Annotated in this window: 6 protein-coding genes; 1 reads left to right on the top strand and 5 read right to left on the bottom strand. The window is 44.5% G+C overall.

The window, feature by feature from the left end; translation table 11 throughout:
* Positions 1–209: 209 nt before the first annotated feature.
* The gene (locus tag HMPREF0106_RS09615; protein ID WP_009040307.1) at positions 210–2273 is read right to left on the bottom strand and encodes an alpha-L-arabinofuranosidase C-terminal domain-containing protein; all 2064 of its coding nucleotides are present in this window, start codon (positions 2271–2273) and stop codon (positions 210–212) included.
* 208 nt (positions 2274–2481) lie between these two features.
* Here HMPREF0106_RS09615 and HMPREF0106_RS09620 point away from each other — a divergent pair, with 208 nt between their 5' ends.
* Positions 2482–6492 carry a two-component regulator propeller domain-containing protein gene (locus HMPREF0106_RS09620; protein ID WP_009040306.1) on the top strand — a complete coding sequence of 1337 codons (4011 nt, stop codon included), beginning with the start codon at positions 2482–2484 and terminating at the stop codon, positions 6490–6492.
* A gap of 440 nt (positions 6493–6932) precedes the next feature.
* Here HMPREF0106_RS09620 and HMPREF0106_RS09625 read toward each other — a convergent pair whose 3' ends face one another.
* The 4 genes from HMPREF0106_RS09625 to HMPREF0106_RS09640 are packed head-to-tail and all read right to left on the bottom strand — an operon-like array spanning position 6933 to position 14679.
* Positions 6933–7835 carry a BT_3987 domain-containing protein gene (locus HMPREF0106_RS09625; RefSeq protein ID WP_009040305.1) on the bottom strand — a complete coding sequence of 301 codons (903 nt, stop codon included), beginning with the start codon at positions 7833–7835 and terminating at the stop codon, positions 6933–6935.
* Positions 7836–7864: 29 nt separating this feature from the next.
* Positions 7865–9661, bottom strand: a complete 1797-nt coding sequence (locus tag HMPREF0106_RS09630) for a RagB/SusD family nutrient uptake outer membrane protein (RefSeq protein WP_009040304.1) — start codon at positions 9659–9661, stop codon at positions 7865–7867.
* Between the two features lie 25 nt (positions 9662–9686).
* Positions 9687–12770: a SusC/RagA family TonB-linked outer membrane protein gene (locus HMPREF0106_RS09635; protein ID WP_009040303.1), complete on the bottom strand. Its 3084-nt coding sequence runs from the start codon at positions 12768–12770 to the stop codon at positions 9687–9689.
* 22 nt (positions 12771–12792) lie between these two features.
* Positions 12793–14679, bottom strand: a complete 1887-nt coding sequence (locus tag HMPREF0106_RS09640; RefSeq protein WP_032851445.1) for a RagB/SusD family nutrient uptake outer membrane protein — start codon at positions 14677–14679, stop codon at positions 12793–12795.
* Position 14680: the final 1 nt, after the last annotated feature.

The following is a 14680-nucleotide window of genomic DNA, read 5'->3' as shown; positions in this document are numbered from 1 at the left end:
AGCGTAGGGCAACGCCCTACGTAAAAACGACAATCTGAATTTGCGCCCTGAAAGGGCATAATTGTATACAGTTCCGCCCTTTCAGGGCTTGTGGCTGGTGTGTCTTTTTCGTAGGGCGTTGCCCTACGCTATATAATTAAGCCCTTTCAGGGCACCCCAATAAATATATAATTGTAAGGCTTTCAGCCTAACTGCTAAATTCCCATTTATCATTTCAATTTAAAACGGTATACAACCATGGAAGCGGCTTCCAATTCGAACGGCTGATTCAGGTCCAGTCCGACTTCCGTCTCTACCGGTTGGACTTCATTCGGGGTAAACGGGGTGTTTTCTTTTCCCGGAACCAGTATCAGGCTTGTTTTATGTGCCTTGACGGGACGTTTAAAGCCGGAAACTTCCGGTTGTAGAGTGACTTTTTTATCCTGCAGGTTTATCAGTTTCAAGATATATTGTTTGCTGGCCGTATCATATCCCATCGTAACAAAGATGTTCTGCAAACCTTCTATATCCTTGATCGCTGCATCCAGACACACGTCAAACGTGTTATCCCTGAACATCTTTGCCAGGTAGAAGAAGGAAGTCTTTACGCTACTGTCTACTCCATTAATCAACATCGGCAGGAAGATACGGTGTTCCAGAAAGTCCCAATGCCTCATCACCGGACGTTCAGCAAACAAGGGATTCAAATCGCCGTTGCGTTCTATTGACATACGGATGGCTCCGGTAGCCAGCAGGTTATAAGGATATTTTCCGTTGATTCCCAATTCGCCGATAAATAGATCGGCAACACCCCGTTTGTAGTTATCAAAACGATAATGCTGTTCGCAAGCCCATTCGATTGAGTTATAATAATGTTCGTCGAACACTTTCACATTCTTCGGGTTGACAAAATTGGGAATATCCTTCCGTTTGTCATCATTCTCTCTTCCGACTACACGGATGACACTATTGGCTATATAAATCAAGTCAGGATATTTGGCGGACAACGCCTGATAGATTTTCTCATAACGCTCCCAATACACAGGTCCGAAATCTTCATTTCCAATCTCGATATATTTTAGCGGGAAAGGAGCGGGATGACCGTTCTTTGCCCGTTCAGCTCCCCATTTCGTAGTTGTATCACCAATGGCATACTCGATGGCATCCAACGCATCCTGGATATAAGCGTCCAGATCGACATCAATGTGTCTGAAATTCCACTGTGGACTTTGCTTCACCCAACCACTGCAAATCATACCCGTAGGCATCACATACATCGCATCAGCTCCCACATATTCGCACAATTCATAAAACTCATGATAGCCGATTCCGTCGGTACGGTAATAAGGCGCCCATTTGCTCCACTGTCCCGGACGATTTTCAATCGGTCCGAGCGTCTTTTTCCAGTGATACATCGTTTCTTCATTGACTCCGTGCACGATGCATCCGCCCGGGAAACGGATAAAGCTGGGAGAAAACTCTTTCAGGTTCTGAACAATGTCTTTACGGAATACGGATTTTCCATCGTTCCAGGTATCGGACGGGAACAGGGAAACGACATCTATCTGAAATTGCCCTTTCGACATCGGTTGTATGGCAAACATTCCACGCCGGACGTTCTTTTCCGGTTTCAGTTCACCGGTATATTTTGTCCAGTCCCGATTCCCTACATTCACTTCGATCACATTGCTCACCCGTTGTCCCCATTCGTCAACTAGAAATACACGTAACGGAGCGGAATAATTCCTGTTCTTCAGAAACAAGGAAAGACGGTAAGACGTATCTGTCTTCAGGTTCATTCCATAATATCCACGGTTGAGAATCAGGGCATCCGGATGGTTCGCAATATCTTCCGTGACATTAACCAGCATCGAATACTTATTTTCCCCGCTCATCGGATTTTCATCCGTGCGACTGATAAATACAGGAGTATATGATAACGGATAAGTCGTCCATCCAATCAGCGGATCGGCCTGAAACACTTTTTTCTCTTTAACGCGGGGAGCCGGAACATTTTCATAAAGACCGTTCTTCACAGATAATCCGGCAGGCGGTGTAGCTTCTTCAAACGAACGGTTACGTATCAGTTCGGCGTGCAGGGCACCCTCGCCCATCATTCCTATTTCTTCATAATGGAAACCGTACTTTACGGGAGCCACTTTGTGGGTTTTCGATTTATTGATATACAACGTTCCATCGGAAGAAGACGGAGAGGAACTATTCCCATATACCAGAGGTAATGTGAAAAACAGACCGATACCAAACGTAAAGGATTTGAATGTCGAATGATTCATAGCATTTGTTTTTAGAGTTTCACATTGCAAATGTGGTCTTTTCTATCCAAGAAAAACAGAAAAATAATGCTTAATACCTGCAATCATGTATAAAAATCTGTAGCGAAGCGGCAAACTGAACATGAGTGCTGCCCGTTTGAACAATTCTACGACTGTTCAAAACAAAAAAAGACGTATCTTTAGGTCGTGAAAATCAATCAGAAAAGCCATGAGAACCACCTTACTTAAATTCATACTCTTATTTAGTCTCGTGCTCTTAAATACAAGCTTGTCGACGGGACAGATTCAATATAATAATATACGCTTCAAACAGCTAAGTATAGCTGAAGGACTCCCGCATAATACGATCAATGCAATCACCCAGGACAACCACGGGTTCATCTGGTTTGGTACACGCAACGGATTGTGCCGATATGACGGTTATAATATCAACCTGTTCGCACATAATGAAGCCGACAGCACCTCACTCCGCCACAATTTCATCACGCGCTTATATAACGATTCGCTCCGTAACATTCTATGGATCTCTACCGATCAGGGCATCTGCAGCTATAACTACGAGACAGAAGATTTCAGTCGTTACCAGATTAAAGGGAACACTAAGGATGATGTTTGTTTCCTGAATACCAGCGATGGTATGCTTCTGGCAGCTTGTAGCAACGGACTTTATCGCTACAATGAACAAGACAGCTTGTTCGTTCCTTTTCTTCTCGATAAAGAAAAACCTCATGTGAGATACTTTGCGGAGGACGGAGACAAAACCTTATGGATAGACACCAACAAAGGGCTGATGCGATACAGTCTGGACAAGAAACAGTTCGTTTCCCTCCCGACTCTCATCCAGCCTTTTACACTGCAATGCAACAATGCCGTCCTGATCTCGTCCAACCAGCTGTTATTTAATACTAACAACGATTTTTTCGTCTATCATATACAAAGCAATACCCTGTGTAATCTCTCGAAAGACCTGGAAGTAAAACACTTCCGCTGTGCGGCAACCGACCATACGGGGAATATATGGGTAGGCACAGAGTATGGTATCTTTGTCTTCAACAAACTCTACCAACTGATTGCACATTACGAACAATCGGAACGGGATTTAAGTGCGCTGAACGATTCTCCCATTTACAGCCTTTATCAGGACAAGGCTCATAATATGTGGGTAGGAACCTATTTCGGAGGAGTCAACTATTATATATTCGGTTCCGACCAGTTCCAGATATATCCATACGGAGCCAGTTTCAATCATTTGAGCGGAAAGGCTGTCCGCCAGATTATCAATGCTCCGGACAACGGTCTGTACATCGCCACCGAAGATGGCGGATTGAACTACCTGGACAATAAGAAGGAAATCACCCGTGCCGAACGGCTGCACAAGCAAATGCAAATCTACGCCAAGAACATACATTCTTTATGGCTCGACAAAGATAACAGCTTGTGGCTCGGACTGTTCCTGAAAGGAGCTCTTCACTATATACCGCATCTAAACCGCACGGTGGACTATAATCTATTGTCGGATGAGGTTTCTTCCGGCTTCTGCATCATCGAAGACAAGAACGATCATATCTGGTACGGAGGCCCTTCCGGCTTATTCCTGATCAACAGGAAGAAAGCAAACTCCCGCCCGGAAAAAATTTCATCTCTCCGTGTCTTTAACCTGGTACAGTTTAATGACAGTATACTTTGGGCAGGAACCCGAAAAGGCAGTATATTTCAGATCAATACCCATACACTGAAAGTAACCTCGCTCCCTATCCTGCCGCACACCAATCTCTACATCACCTATATCTACCCCGATTCACATCAACGGATATGGATAGGTACAGACAACAACGGGCTTTATGTATCAGACCGCAACGGTAACATTATCGCCTTTTACAGTAAAGAACAGTTGGGATCCAACGCCATCAAAGGTATCATTGAAGATGAGATGAGTAATGTTTGGGTAGGTACCGGAAACGGACTTTGTTGTATCAATTCCCAAACAGGAAGCATTGACCGATATACCACGGCCGACGGATTACCCATCAACCAGTTCAACTACTCCTCCGCCTGCAAGAAGCCTGACGGAGAATTGTATTTCGGAACTATCAACGGTATGATTTCTTTCTACCCGGAACAGGTACGCTCCGTCAATCCCCGTTTCAACATTGCACTGACTGCCATTTGGAGCAACAGCGAATATATGTCACCCAACAATGAGAAAGCATTCATCCCTTCCTCTATCTCCGAACTGACAGAGATCACCCTGACGCACGAACAAGCCCAATCCCTGCGTCTCGAATATTCCGGCCTGAATTATCAATATACCGACAACACTCAATATGCGATGAAAATGGAAGGTATCGACAAGGACTGGCAGTTTGTAGGCAACCAGCATCAGGTACGCTTCTCCAATCTGCCTTCAGGAAGATATATCTTAAAGATCAAAGCCAGCAAAGATGGTATCCACTGGGACGAAACGGGCCAAAAGGACCTTGCCATCAGAGTCCTTCCTCCTTGGTGGCTCTCACCGGGAGCATATTTAGTTTATGCACTACTCTTCCTATTAATCATTTACGCCGCATACAGATATACCAAAACGCGTATCATCCTGCTCATGCGACTGAAAACGGAGCATGAACAACGCGTCAACATAGAGAATATGAATCAACAGAAGATCAATTTCTTCACTTACATCTCCCATGACCTGAAAACACCGCTGACCCTGATTCTATCGCCTCTGCAACGATTGATCCAGCAGCCACAAATCAGCAACAACGATAAAGAGAAACTGGAAGTCATCTACCGAAACGCCAACCGGATGAATTATCTGATTAATGAACTATTGACGTTCAGTAAAATCGAGATGAAACAGATGCGTATCAGCGTCCGGAAGGGAGACATCATGCACTTTCTGGAAGAACTGTCGCACATCTTCGACATTGTAGCCGGGGAACGGGAAATTGACTTCATCGTCAATCTGGAAGACACCGAAGAGGAAGTCTGGTTCTCGCCTTCCAAACTGGAACGGATTCTTTATAACTTGCTCTCAAACGCATTTAAATATACCCAACCCGGCGGATACGTCAAGTTGAGTGCCAAACTAATAAAAGAAGAGAAAGAAACATTTGTGCAAATCTCCGTCAAAGACAATGGCAGGGGGATTCCTAAAGAAGCTCAGGAACAAATATTTGAAAGTTATTACCAGGTTGAGAAGCGCGACCATCGCGAAGGATTCGGACTGGGATTATCGCTTACGCGTTCGCTCATACACATGCACAAAGGGGAAATCCGGGTAGAAAGCGAAATCAACAAAGGTTCGGATTTTATCGTTACCCTGAATGTATCCGAGGATGCTTACAACCCCGATGAACGCTCGTCCGAGAACATCACGACCGAAGAAATACAGAAATATAACCAGCGAATCAAGGAAACCATCGAACTCATTCCTGAAAAGCTGACCAACAAAGAAAAAGATCCTGCCCGGGAATCTATTATGATTGTAGAGGACAATAAAGAAATGAATGATTATCTTGCCAGCATATTCAGCGAGAAATATGATATTATACGGGCGTATAACGGTGCGGAAGCCTGCAAGAAGATAGCCAAACAGCTGCCCAACCTCATTATATCGGATTTAATGATGCCGGTGATGGACGGCCTGGAATTCACGGAACGTGTCAAACAGGACGTAACGACCAGCCATATCCCCGTTATCCTCCTGACTGCAAAGACCGATGAGAACGACCATACGGAAGGTTATCTGCGGGGAGCCGATGCGTATATCACTAAACCTTTCAACGCCAAGAATCTGGAACTGCTGGTACAGAATATCCAAAAGAGCCGGAAACAGAGTATTGAACACTTCAAACAGGCAGAAGAACTGAACATCAAGCAAATAACCAACAACCCGCGGGATGAAATATTCATGAAAGAACTGATGGAACTGATTATGGCGAACCTCACCAAGGAAGACTTCGGAGTAACGGAAATCACAGCCCATCTCCGCATCAGCCGCAGCCTGTTGCACATGAAGCTGAAATCACTCACCGGATGCTCCATCACTCAATTCATACGGACCATCAAAATGAAAGAGGCTAAAACTCATTTACTGAATGGTATGAATGTCTCCGAAGCATCATTTGCCGTCGGTATATCAGATCCGAACTACTTTACAAAGTGTTTCAAGAAAGAATTTAATATCACTCCGACAGAGTTTCTCAAGCAGTTGAAATAGAAAGCAAAAGCAACTGCTTCAGAAATTCAACCTACCCTTAGACAACGTGTCAACTATTAATAGAAAAGTTCTTTTGCTCCCTTTGCAAAGATCTCTTCCCTTCATAGTAAAGTTGTCTTTGCCCTATTTCAAACTATAAACGCAAGTTCCGTTTATATAATTGCAAGCTTTGTTTTTATAAACGGAACTTGCAATTATAAAAACAAAGCTTGCATTTATAGTTTGGAACGAAGGAAGAGAAAGTTATCTAACCGGAGAAAGATAGTTTGGTCTATAGCAAAAGGAAGTTATCTATTAATAGTCAACAGGTCAAGTAGGTATATCTTGTAAATCAACTACGCCCAACAGAAAAAGATATCGCCGGTAATTAATCTACAACATTCACTGATGCAGCTAATTACCGGCGAGCAATAGAAATCTATAATCAACTCATACCTATTCTACCACTCCTGGAAGCGTAAATCGGCTTCCGGATTCTGACGACGAATCAGTTCCTCGTCAACCTGATAAGTGACGCCACCTTTCGTGTACTTATAAGAAAGGGTAAACTTAGGCTGTTTCCCTACAAATTCCAATGATTCGGCAGCAGGATCTAATGTAGCGGATGCATCTGTGATAGCGACACTTCCTCCGGCTTCAATATTGACGCTTCCATCCGGATTGACTGTCAGATTCACCGATTCATTGTTTTCCAATGTGTTTCCGAAACCCGGTCTGCGTACTTTGTTTCTACCTAACGAAACAAAGTCGCGGGTCATATTCTGACTCAAATCCTTGTTACTGTATTCAGTAACCTGCTGGGTGGACAAATTGGTAACTTTTCCTTTCACAAAGTAGGTACCATGATACTGGCTGACAAATTTGACAACTACAATACTGTAATCCTTCAAATTGCCATTCACATCAGTACTTATTTCATCCTGATTATGATCGACCAACCGGAAAGGGATTGCATAGTGCTTGTCCAAGGCAGCATTGTCATTATAGAAAGCATCGGAGAAAGTCACTTTCACATCTGCTATTGCCAGATTCGGATTGCTAATTGTCATCTTATTCGGATTAGCCAACTGATAATAGTTTTCCGGCATCAGTGTCAAGCCCGTACCATCCAGTAAAGACGGATCAATCTCAAACGTAGCCCAATCATCGATATGCACCTCTCTTTTACCGCCAATAGCCACTCCCACCTTTATCGACATATCTGTATCGGCTACCAGTGTCCGCAGAGGTTTTTGCGAAGCAAAGTACACAGAACTCTTATCGTAGTCCTTTTCATAATCGTCATAACAAGCAGTCATCAGAACGCTTATCAGCCCTATCCATAATATATTTAGTCTTTTCATTGTAAATAAGTATTTATATCAACAGCACGTTATTCCCAACCCTGATTATTCATTAGATTCTTATTCTTTTCCAGCTCTGCATACGGTAGCGGCATGAAATAGTTTTTCACTTCATATTTCCGTTGTTCCACTTTCTGTACTTTGAAGCTGAATGTACCATCTTCCTTGCGGGTAACGGCAACACCCTCCACCTCTTCGTTCAACGGCAATACCCAACGACGCATATCAAAATAACGATGATTCTCGAAAGTAAATTCCAAGCGACGTTCGTTCTGAATCAACTTTCTGAACGAGTCCTTACTTTGAGCCATTTCATCCAGATAAAGATCAAAATTGATACCCCCGGCTTGCGAACGGATTGTTTTCAATATTTCGTATGCAGAATACAGGCATCCTTCGACTTTCACCGTCGGGTTGCCCCAAGCCTCATTGGCAGCTTCGGCAAAGTTAAGAAGAACTTCCGATTTTCGTAACAAAGGATTGTAATGAACCGAGTTTAAGGTCTGAATCGGATTCAGCATAGCCGATTTCTTGGAAACGAATTTAGCCAAATAATAACCCGTACGTGTAGCATTCTCACTAAACGAAGGAGAATCTTTTCCACCCTCGGACATATCCAGTGGCTGGCCGGAATCGCCAAATGTAGCACTATGATAGTAGACATTCAGCGCAAAGCGATTATCCAGTACGGCATAAAGCTGCGTCAGATCGAAATCAGGATCAGACAAATCGACGCCGGAACGAACATCGGTTGCCGGATAACCATTCTTCGCATAAAAAGCCTTTACCAGATTATGAGAAGGAGTGGCACGGGCACTTCCATAATAGAACGGCGGGAAATGAAGGCCTTCCAGTAGATTACTATTAAAATATTTGCGGAAAGCATAATCGGAACTTTCGGTCTGAACATCGGCAATGGAGGAAGCTGTAACAGGAACATAAGTTCCGAAACCTTCCATGCCCAGAATCTTATTGATCTCTTTGGCTACCGCTTCCCATTTTGCCTGGTAAACCGTAGGGTTCAGTATTTCGAATTGTCCCATGCCGGTGATCTTCGTCACGTCATCATCCTGCATGGCAGGGCTTGCGCTATATAAAAGCGCACGACTTTTCAAAACAGCTGCCGCCGCTTTCGTGGCACGGCCGATTTGTGTATTACCAAACTCCAAGTCATCTCCCTGATACACGTTCGGTAATAACTCGATGGCATTATCCAAATCGTTTACGATAAAATCGACTGTTGCCTGATAAGTAGGACGAAGAAATTCACCGTTCTGCGCGGCCTCATCCTGCGAAATAAAATGATCTGCCAACGGAATACCCAACGCTTTTCCATTCTTCGCCTTTCCGCCGTACATCTTCAATAGCTCAAAATGCCACCATGCACGCAGGAAATACGATTCACCTTCCAGACGCAGCTTGATTTGCTTGTCCACTTCCGGGTCGGTGCGGTTGTACTGCACCTGGTCGGTCAAGCCGTTTTCGAGGAAAGAGTTTACATAGTTCAGCATGTTGTACGCATTACTCCAGTTTCCGATTGGGTTGTTAAACGCTGTCATCCCACCCATATTTAATTTATAGACAGAAGAGCTGCGCAGATTAGTCACTGCATTATCGGTAGCACAATCCAGAAAGTTATCTTCAAAACAATCCGGACGGTTGGCTATGCCATTATAAGCTTTATATAGTACGCCTTGAGCAAGTTCCGGCACTCTCCAGGTATCAGAGTCTCCGATCTGCCATGTCACCTTTGTATCCAATGTGTCGTCACAAGCACAAAAGAGAAACAGACCTGCTAAAACGCAACTTCCTAATATATGTTTCATATTGCCATCTATTAATTGTTCAAAATTAAAATACAAAAGAGACTCCGCCTGTAAAAGTACGCGTCACCGGGTAGTTTGTCACACCGGCATTCAGCAATTCAGGATCCAAATCTTTCACGGAAGAAAGCACAAACAAATTTGCACCACGAGCGAAAACCTTCATCTTCTTCACGACCGAACTTGGGGAGAACTGATTGAACGTGTAGCTCAATTCAACATTCTTCATACGGAAGAAGCTTGTATTCTTCAACCAGAAAGAAGAATTGCGGAAATTGTTCTCACCGGCAGTGGTTGTCAGGCGCGGATAACTTCCGGTCGGATTGTTTGCCGGATGATAACGATCTAATGCCAGTTTAGAGTATTTACCTTCTCCATTGTTCCAATAATAAGCATTTGTTGCCCAAGTGTGAACGCCCAGTTCGGAATATCCCTGAAGATACAATCCCCAGCCTTTGTAACTTACATTGAAATCGATGCCCAATGTAGTACGTGGGAATGAGTTTCCGAGTTCCTTTACGTCACGACCGTCAATGATCTTATCGCCGTTCAGGTCTTTGTAGGCGATGTCGCCTTCCTGATAATCGGCAAACGTCTGGGGGGCATGTCCGTTGATGGCTACATCTTTGCCAAATAATCCTTCGGCAACCAGTCCCATCATAGCATCGGTAGAACGCCCCACTGTATAACGGTATTCTTCACCATGTTTCACCTGGTTCCATTTCAATACTTTATTCTTAGACCATACGAAATTAGCTCCTACCGAATAAGACCAGTCGTTGATACGGTCGCTCCAAGTGAACATTCCTTCTATACCATGATTCAAGACGGAGCCCATGTTATCCTGGTAGGTAAAGTTGCCTGTATAATCCCCGTAAGAGGCATCGACAGAACCGATGATGTCCGTATGTTTCTCACGGAAATAGTTTATTTCGGTATATAAGCGGTTGTTCAGGAACAGGCCTTCCACACCGATGTTCCATTCTGCTGCCTTTTCCCATTTCAGGTTCGGATTGCCTGCACGGACAAAAGTGGAATAGTAAGCCGTAGCACCGTTGTTCGTTGTTCCGAACCGGAAGCTGCCGTCTTGCGACCAGGCGCGTTCATACAATAAATGTTCCGTGCTTCTGTCATAGCCCAATATACCGGCGCTGGTTTTCAGTTTCAGGAAGTTCACGTATTCATTGTCTTTCAGGAAATCTTCATTGCTTAGAATCCAGGCTAGGCCGCCTGCTGCCGAGAAGAAGTATTTATCTCCCGATTTGAAACGGTTGCTTCCCATCAATGCCATGTCGGCTTCCACAGCATAGCGGTGGTCATACATATAGTTCAGACGCAATGCGTAGTTTGCATTGATGATGTCTTGGGTCACTCCCTGATTCGTTGTTTTCGAGTACATGTAAGTCAGCCGTGCCGATACATCATGCTTTTGGTTGAATGTATTCTCGTATGCGGCAAAGGCATTCCAACCCAATGTCTGCTGCAAGGTAGTCGACTTCCGGCTTTGTGAAGTGGCTACATCTGTTTTCTTCATCTGGGTGTACATGATCTGTTCCTCACCGGCAAAGTCACGATATGTTTTGATGGCATACGTCGGATAGACTTTGCTCAAAGAGAGTTGCAGGTAATCATAGTTGTCGAAAGAAAGGAAAGCACCGGCTTTCAACCCTTTTGTCAGCATATCAAGATCGAATTTCAAACCGATATTGGTCTGGCTGCGTGTATAACGCTCATCCGTATATCCTCCATACATCGTTTCCGCGTATACATTCATCGGACGCAGCAGACTTGCGCCAAACAAAGGAATCCCGTCCGAGCTGGCCAGTCCGGTTTCTTCCGGTGACATAGTCAGCGGGTATTCATTCGGACGATGCGTAGACAGGGCCGTAAATACCTGACCACAGTCCAATTGCCCCCATTTACGCATTTCCATACGTCCGGCAACGTCTGCGGATATAGTCAGGAAATCCGTTACATTGAAGTCGAGGTTTCCGCGAAGAGTCAGGCGGTGCAATTGCGGAGTATAGGTGACGTCTTCAAATCCGCTACCTCCTACATATCCGGCAATCAGGGCATAACGCACTCTGTCGGTACCTCCCGTCATATCGAACGATACTTTCCGATAGTTGGCATTTTTGTTCAACAACTGATCGTACAGATCGACGTTCGGATACAATAGGTCATTGGCTCCTTTGGAGTTTTTATATCCTTCCAGTTGTTTCTGATTATAGTAAGGAGTCAGTCCGTCGTTTGCACGCGCTTCATTATACAGATTAGCATACTGATAAGAATTCAGAAAATCAGGAGTACGCGTCATCTGTACCACACCTGCTTCGGCGGTTGCGTTATAAATGCGGCGGTTGGCCTTTCCTCTGCGGGTAGTCACCCAAAGTACGCCATTCGCAGCACGCGCCCCATAAAGAATCTTGGCAGTGGCATCTTTCAGCAACTCGATACGTTCGATTTCTTCAGGAATCAAATCCGCTGCCGGACGTTCCACACCATCGATGATAACAATAGCTGTATTCTCCGACATGCCATGCTGGCCACGGATAAATAAATCAGGCGTATTATTACCCAATCCGCTGACTGTGGAGCGAACTTGCAGACCTAACATTTTACCTTGCAGCATATTAGTCAGCGTCAAATCAGGGAAGGTTCCAAACTGTCCGTTCTCCAGTACGCTCGTTGCGCCTACTTCATTCCCTTTATATGTCTTGCCACCATCGGCTCTATTCACTAGCGATTCTTCGGTCAGGAACAGAGGCTCTTTCTTCAGGACAATCTTTTCAGGAACGATATTGCTGCCTGTCAGCTTATACACTTTATCTTCATATCCCAAAGCCTCCACCATGACGGTTGCGTCATTCTCGACCTTCGTCTGAAAACGTCCCTTTGCATCTGTATATAGAACGACTGCGCCTTCTCCACAAATGATAGAAACATTCTTCAACGGGCTACCTTTCTCGTCGGTAACAATAGAAACTACTTCCACCAAAGGCTTCTTCGCCGACTTTCTCTTTGATTTATTTTGTGCGAAAGTCAGGCTAGAGCCAACGATAAGGACAAATATGAGCCCTATCAGTCTTATATATCTAATCTTGTTTCTCATATACTTTTCTTTATTTTAGGTATCACCATCCGGGGTTCTGTTGAAGATTATCCAAAGCCGCCACTTCATCCATCGGTAGCGGATACCAATAATTACGCTTGTTAAACGTCCGCACGGCTGTCCTCACCGGAACATACTCGTAAGTAAAGTCGGTCAACTTATAAGTACAGGCTTTTTCCACTTTCAACTGGTCGGCCGTATAAGAATGATTGATCGGGGTTGCTTTGACACCCATGATCGGATATTCACCCTTAAACAGATCTTCAGCAATCATCCAACGGCGGATATCATACCAGCGGTGTCCTTCGAACATCAATTCCACACCACGTTCCCGACGATAAGCTTCTCTAAAGTCCACTCCATCCGGTAGTTCGCCGATTCCGGCTCTTACACGGATTTTATTCAAAGCCTGACGGGCCGACATCGTACAACCCGTAACGACTGCATCCGGATCACCTGTCGCTTCGTATGAAGCCTCTGCCATATCCAGATAAACTTGCGAAACACGAATGTACACAGCCACCAAACGATATAATTGGAAACCAGCTTCGCCAAACAAAGGTACACTTGCTTCCGGCCAAATGAACTTCTTACACATATATCCGGTCTGTTGAGAGCCTCTCGTAAACTGATTGGTAGAAATGAAGTTCTCGGAGTAACCGCCCGAATAAGTAGTCAGATAATAAGGAACACCCTGTAAATTCTTCCCCCATTGCTCACCGGGCACGAGGATATTATTAGTGAAGCGAGGGTCTCTATCCGAGTAAGGATTGGTAGTCTTTACCGCATCATAGCCGGAACGCGGATCAGTGATCGGATAGTAGTTGCCGTCAGCTCCCTTACGTTCGTACATATCTACCGCATTTTGTGTCGGAGCATTATAAGGAGTACCTTCGGCACCGGTTTTATTATCGTATGGTTGTGTCAGCCATTGCGCTCTGACGAAAGCAGACCAGTTGCCATGATGCCAACGCAGGAACCATAAGTATTCCGGCTGTGCGAATTGATTGGAATTAGGCATTAATTGAATACTACGATATTCATCGTGATTCATCAAGCGGTAATATTCGTGGCTTTCAATGGCATTGATTGCCTTTTGCGCACTACGGGCAGCTTCGGCAGCCATCTCTTTTCCATATCCTTTGTTTTCAATAGAATTCAAGTCGTTCTGCATCAAAGGGCTGGCAGCATAAAGCTGTGTCATCGCTTTTAATGCCATGGCGCTTACTCTGTCAGGCCGTCCATGTTCCTCGTCAGGCCAGCTTATAGGTAAATATTCAATGGCTTTATCCAGGTCTGTCTGCATCCAAGCATTGGATTCCTGATAAGTTTTACGGGGAAAGTCAAAGTCGTCCGATGCTCCCCAAAGCTGGTCAAAGATGGGCATTCCGCCATATCGCTTGATAATCTCAAAATAGAAGTAGGCACGCAGGAAATGAGCCTGTCCCAACAGTTTTCTCCTTTGGTCGTCTGTGATGGATTTCACTTGATCTACTCCGCTAATTACACGGTTCACGATACGAAGTCCGGTATAAGCACGAGAAATAGCACTTTTGAAATTCGCTCCATCACTTTTACTTCCGATTTCGAAACGCGTACTGGCATTCTCCAGCCAGTTACCTGCATTGACAAACTTCGACGGATCATTATCGCGGACAGATGCATATTCGTCCGATAAATTACCTACCGTTACGTATGTATTCGAATAAGAGTTGATACCATGTGTAAAGATTAATATATCATCATTTTGAAAGATGCGGTCCATGAACCCTAACAAACTGCTATAATCTTTATAAACATCATCTTCGGAAAGTCCGTCATCGGGAGAGCGGTCCAGATAGTCCTCACAACTTCCTACAAACAACCCCAATAGAATGATCCATATCCAATTCAACTTATGTCTTCTCATA

This window comes from Bacteroides sp. D22 (genome assembly GCF_000163675.1).
Lineage (GTDB): Bacteria > Bacteroidota > Bacteroidia > Bacteroidales > Bacteroidaceae > Bacteroides > Bacteroides xylanisolvens.
The sequence above is the reverse complement of the archived record's forward strand: the minus strand, read 5'-3'. Positions and strand labels throughout refer to the sequence as shown.

Bases quoted from the DNA above. Each gene is read 5' to 3' on its own strand.
- HMPREF0106_RS09615 (WP_009040307.1), bottom strand. From the start codon at position 2,273: ATGAATCATTCGACATTCAAATCCTTTACGTTTGGTATCGGTCTGTTT.
- HMPREF0106_RS09620 (WP_009040306.1), top strand. From the start codon at position 2,482: ATGAGAACCACCTTACTTAAATTCATACTCTTATTTAGTCTCGTGCTC.
- HMPREF0106_RS09625 (WP_009040305.1), bottom strand. From the start codon at position 7,835: ATGAAAAGACTAAATATATTATGGATAGGGCTGATAAGCGTTCTGATG.
- HMPREF0106_RS09630 (WP_009040304.1), bottom strand. From the start codon at position 9,661: ATGAAACATATATTAGGAAGTTGCGTTTTAGCAGGTCTGTTTCTCTTT.
- HMPREF0106_RS09635 (WP_009040303.1), bottom strand. From the start codon at position 12,770: ATGAGAAACAAGATTAGATATATAAGACTGATAGGGCTCATATTTGTC.
- HMPREF0106_RS09640 (WP_032851445.1), bottom strand. From the start codon at position 14,679: ATGAGAAGACATAAGTTGAATTGGATATGGATCATTCTATTGGGGTTG.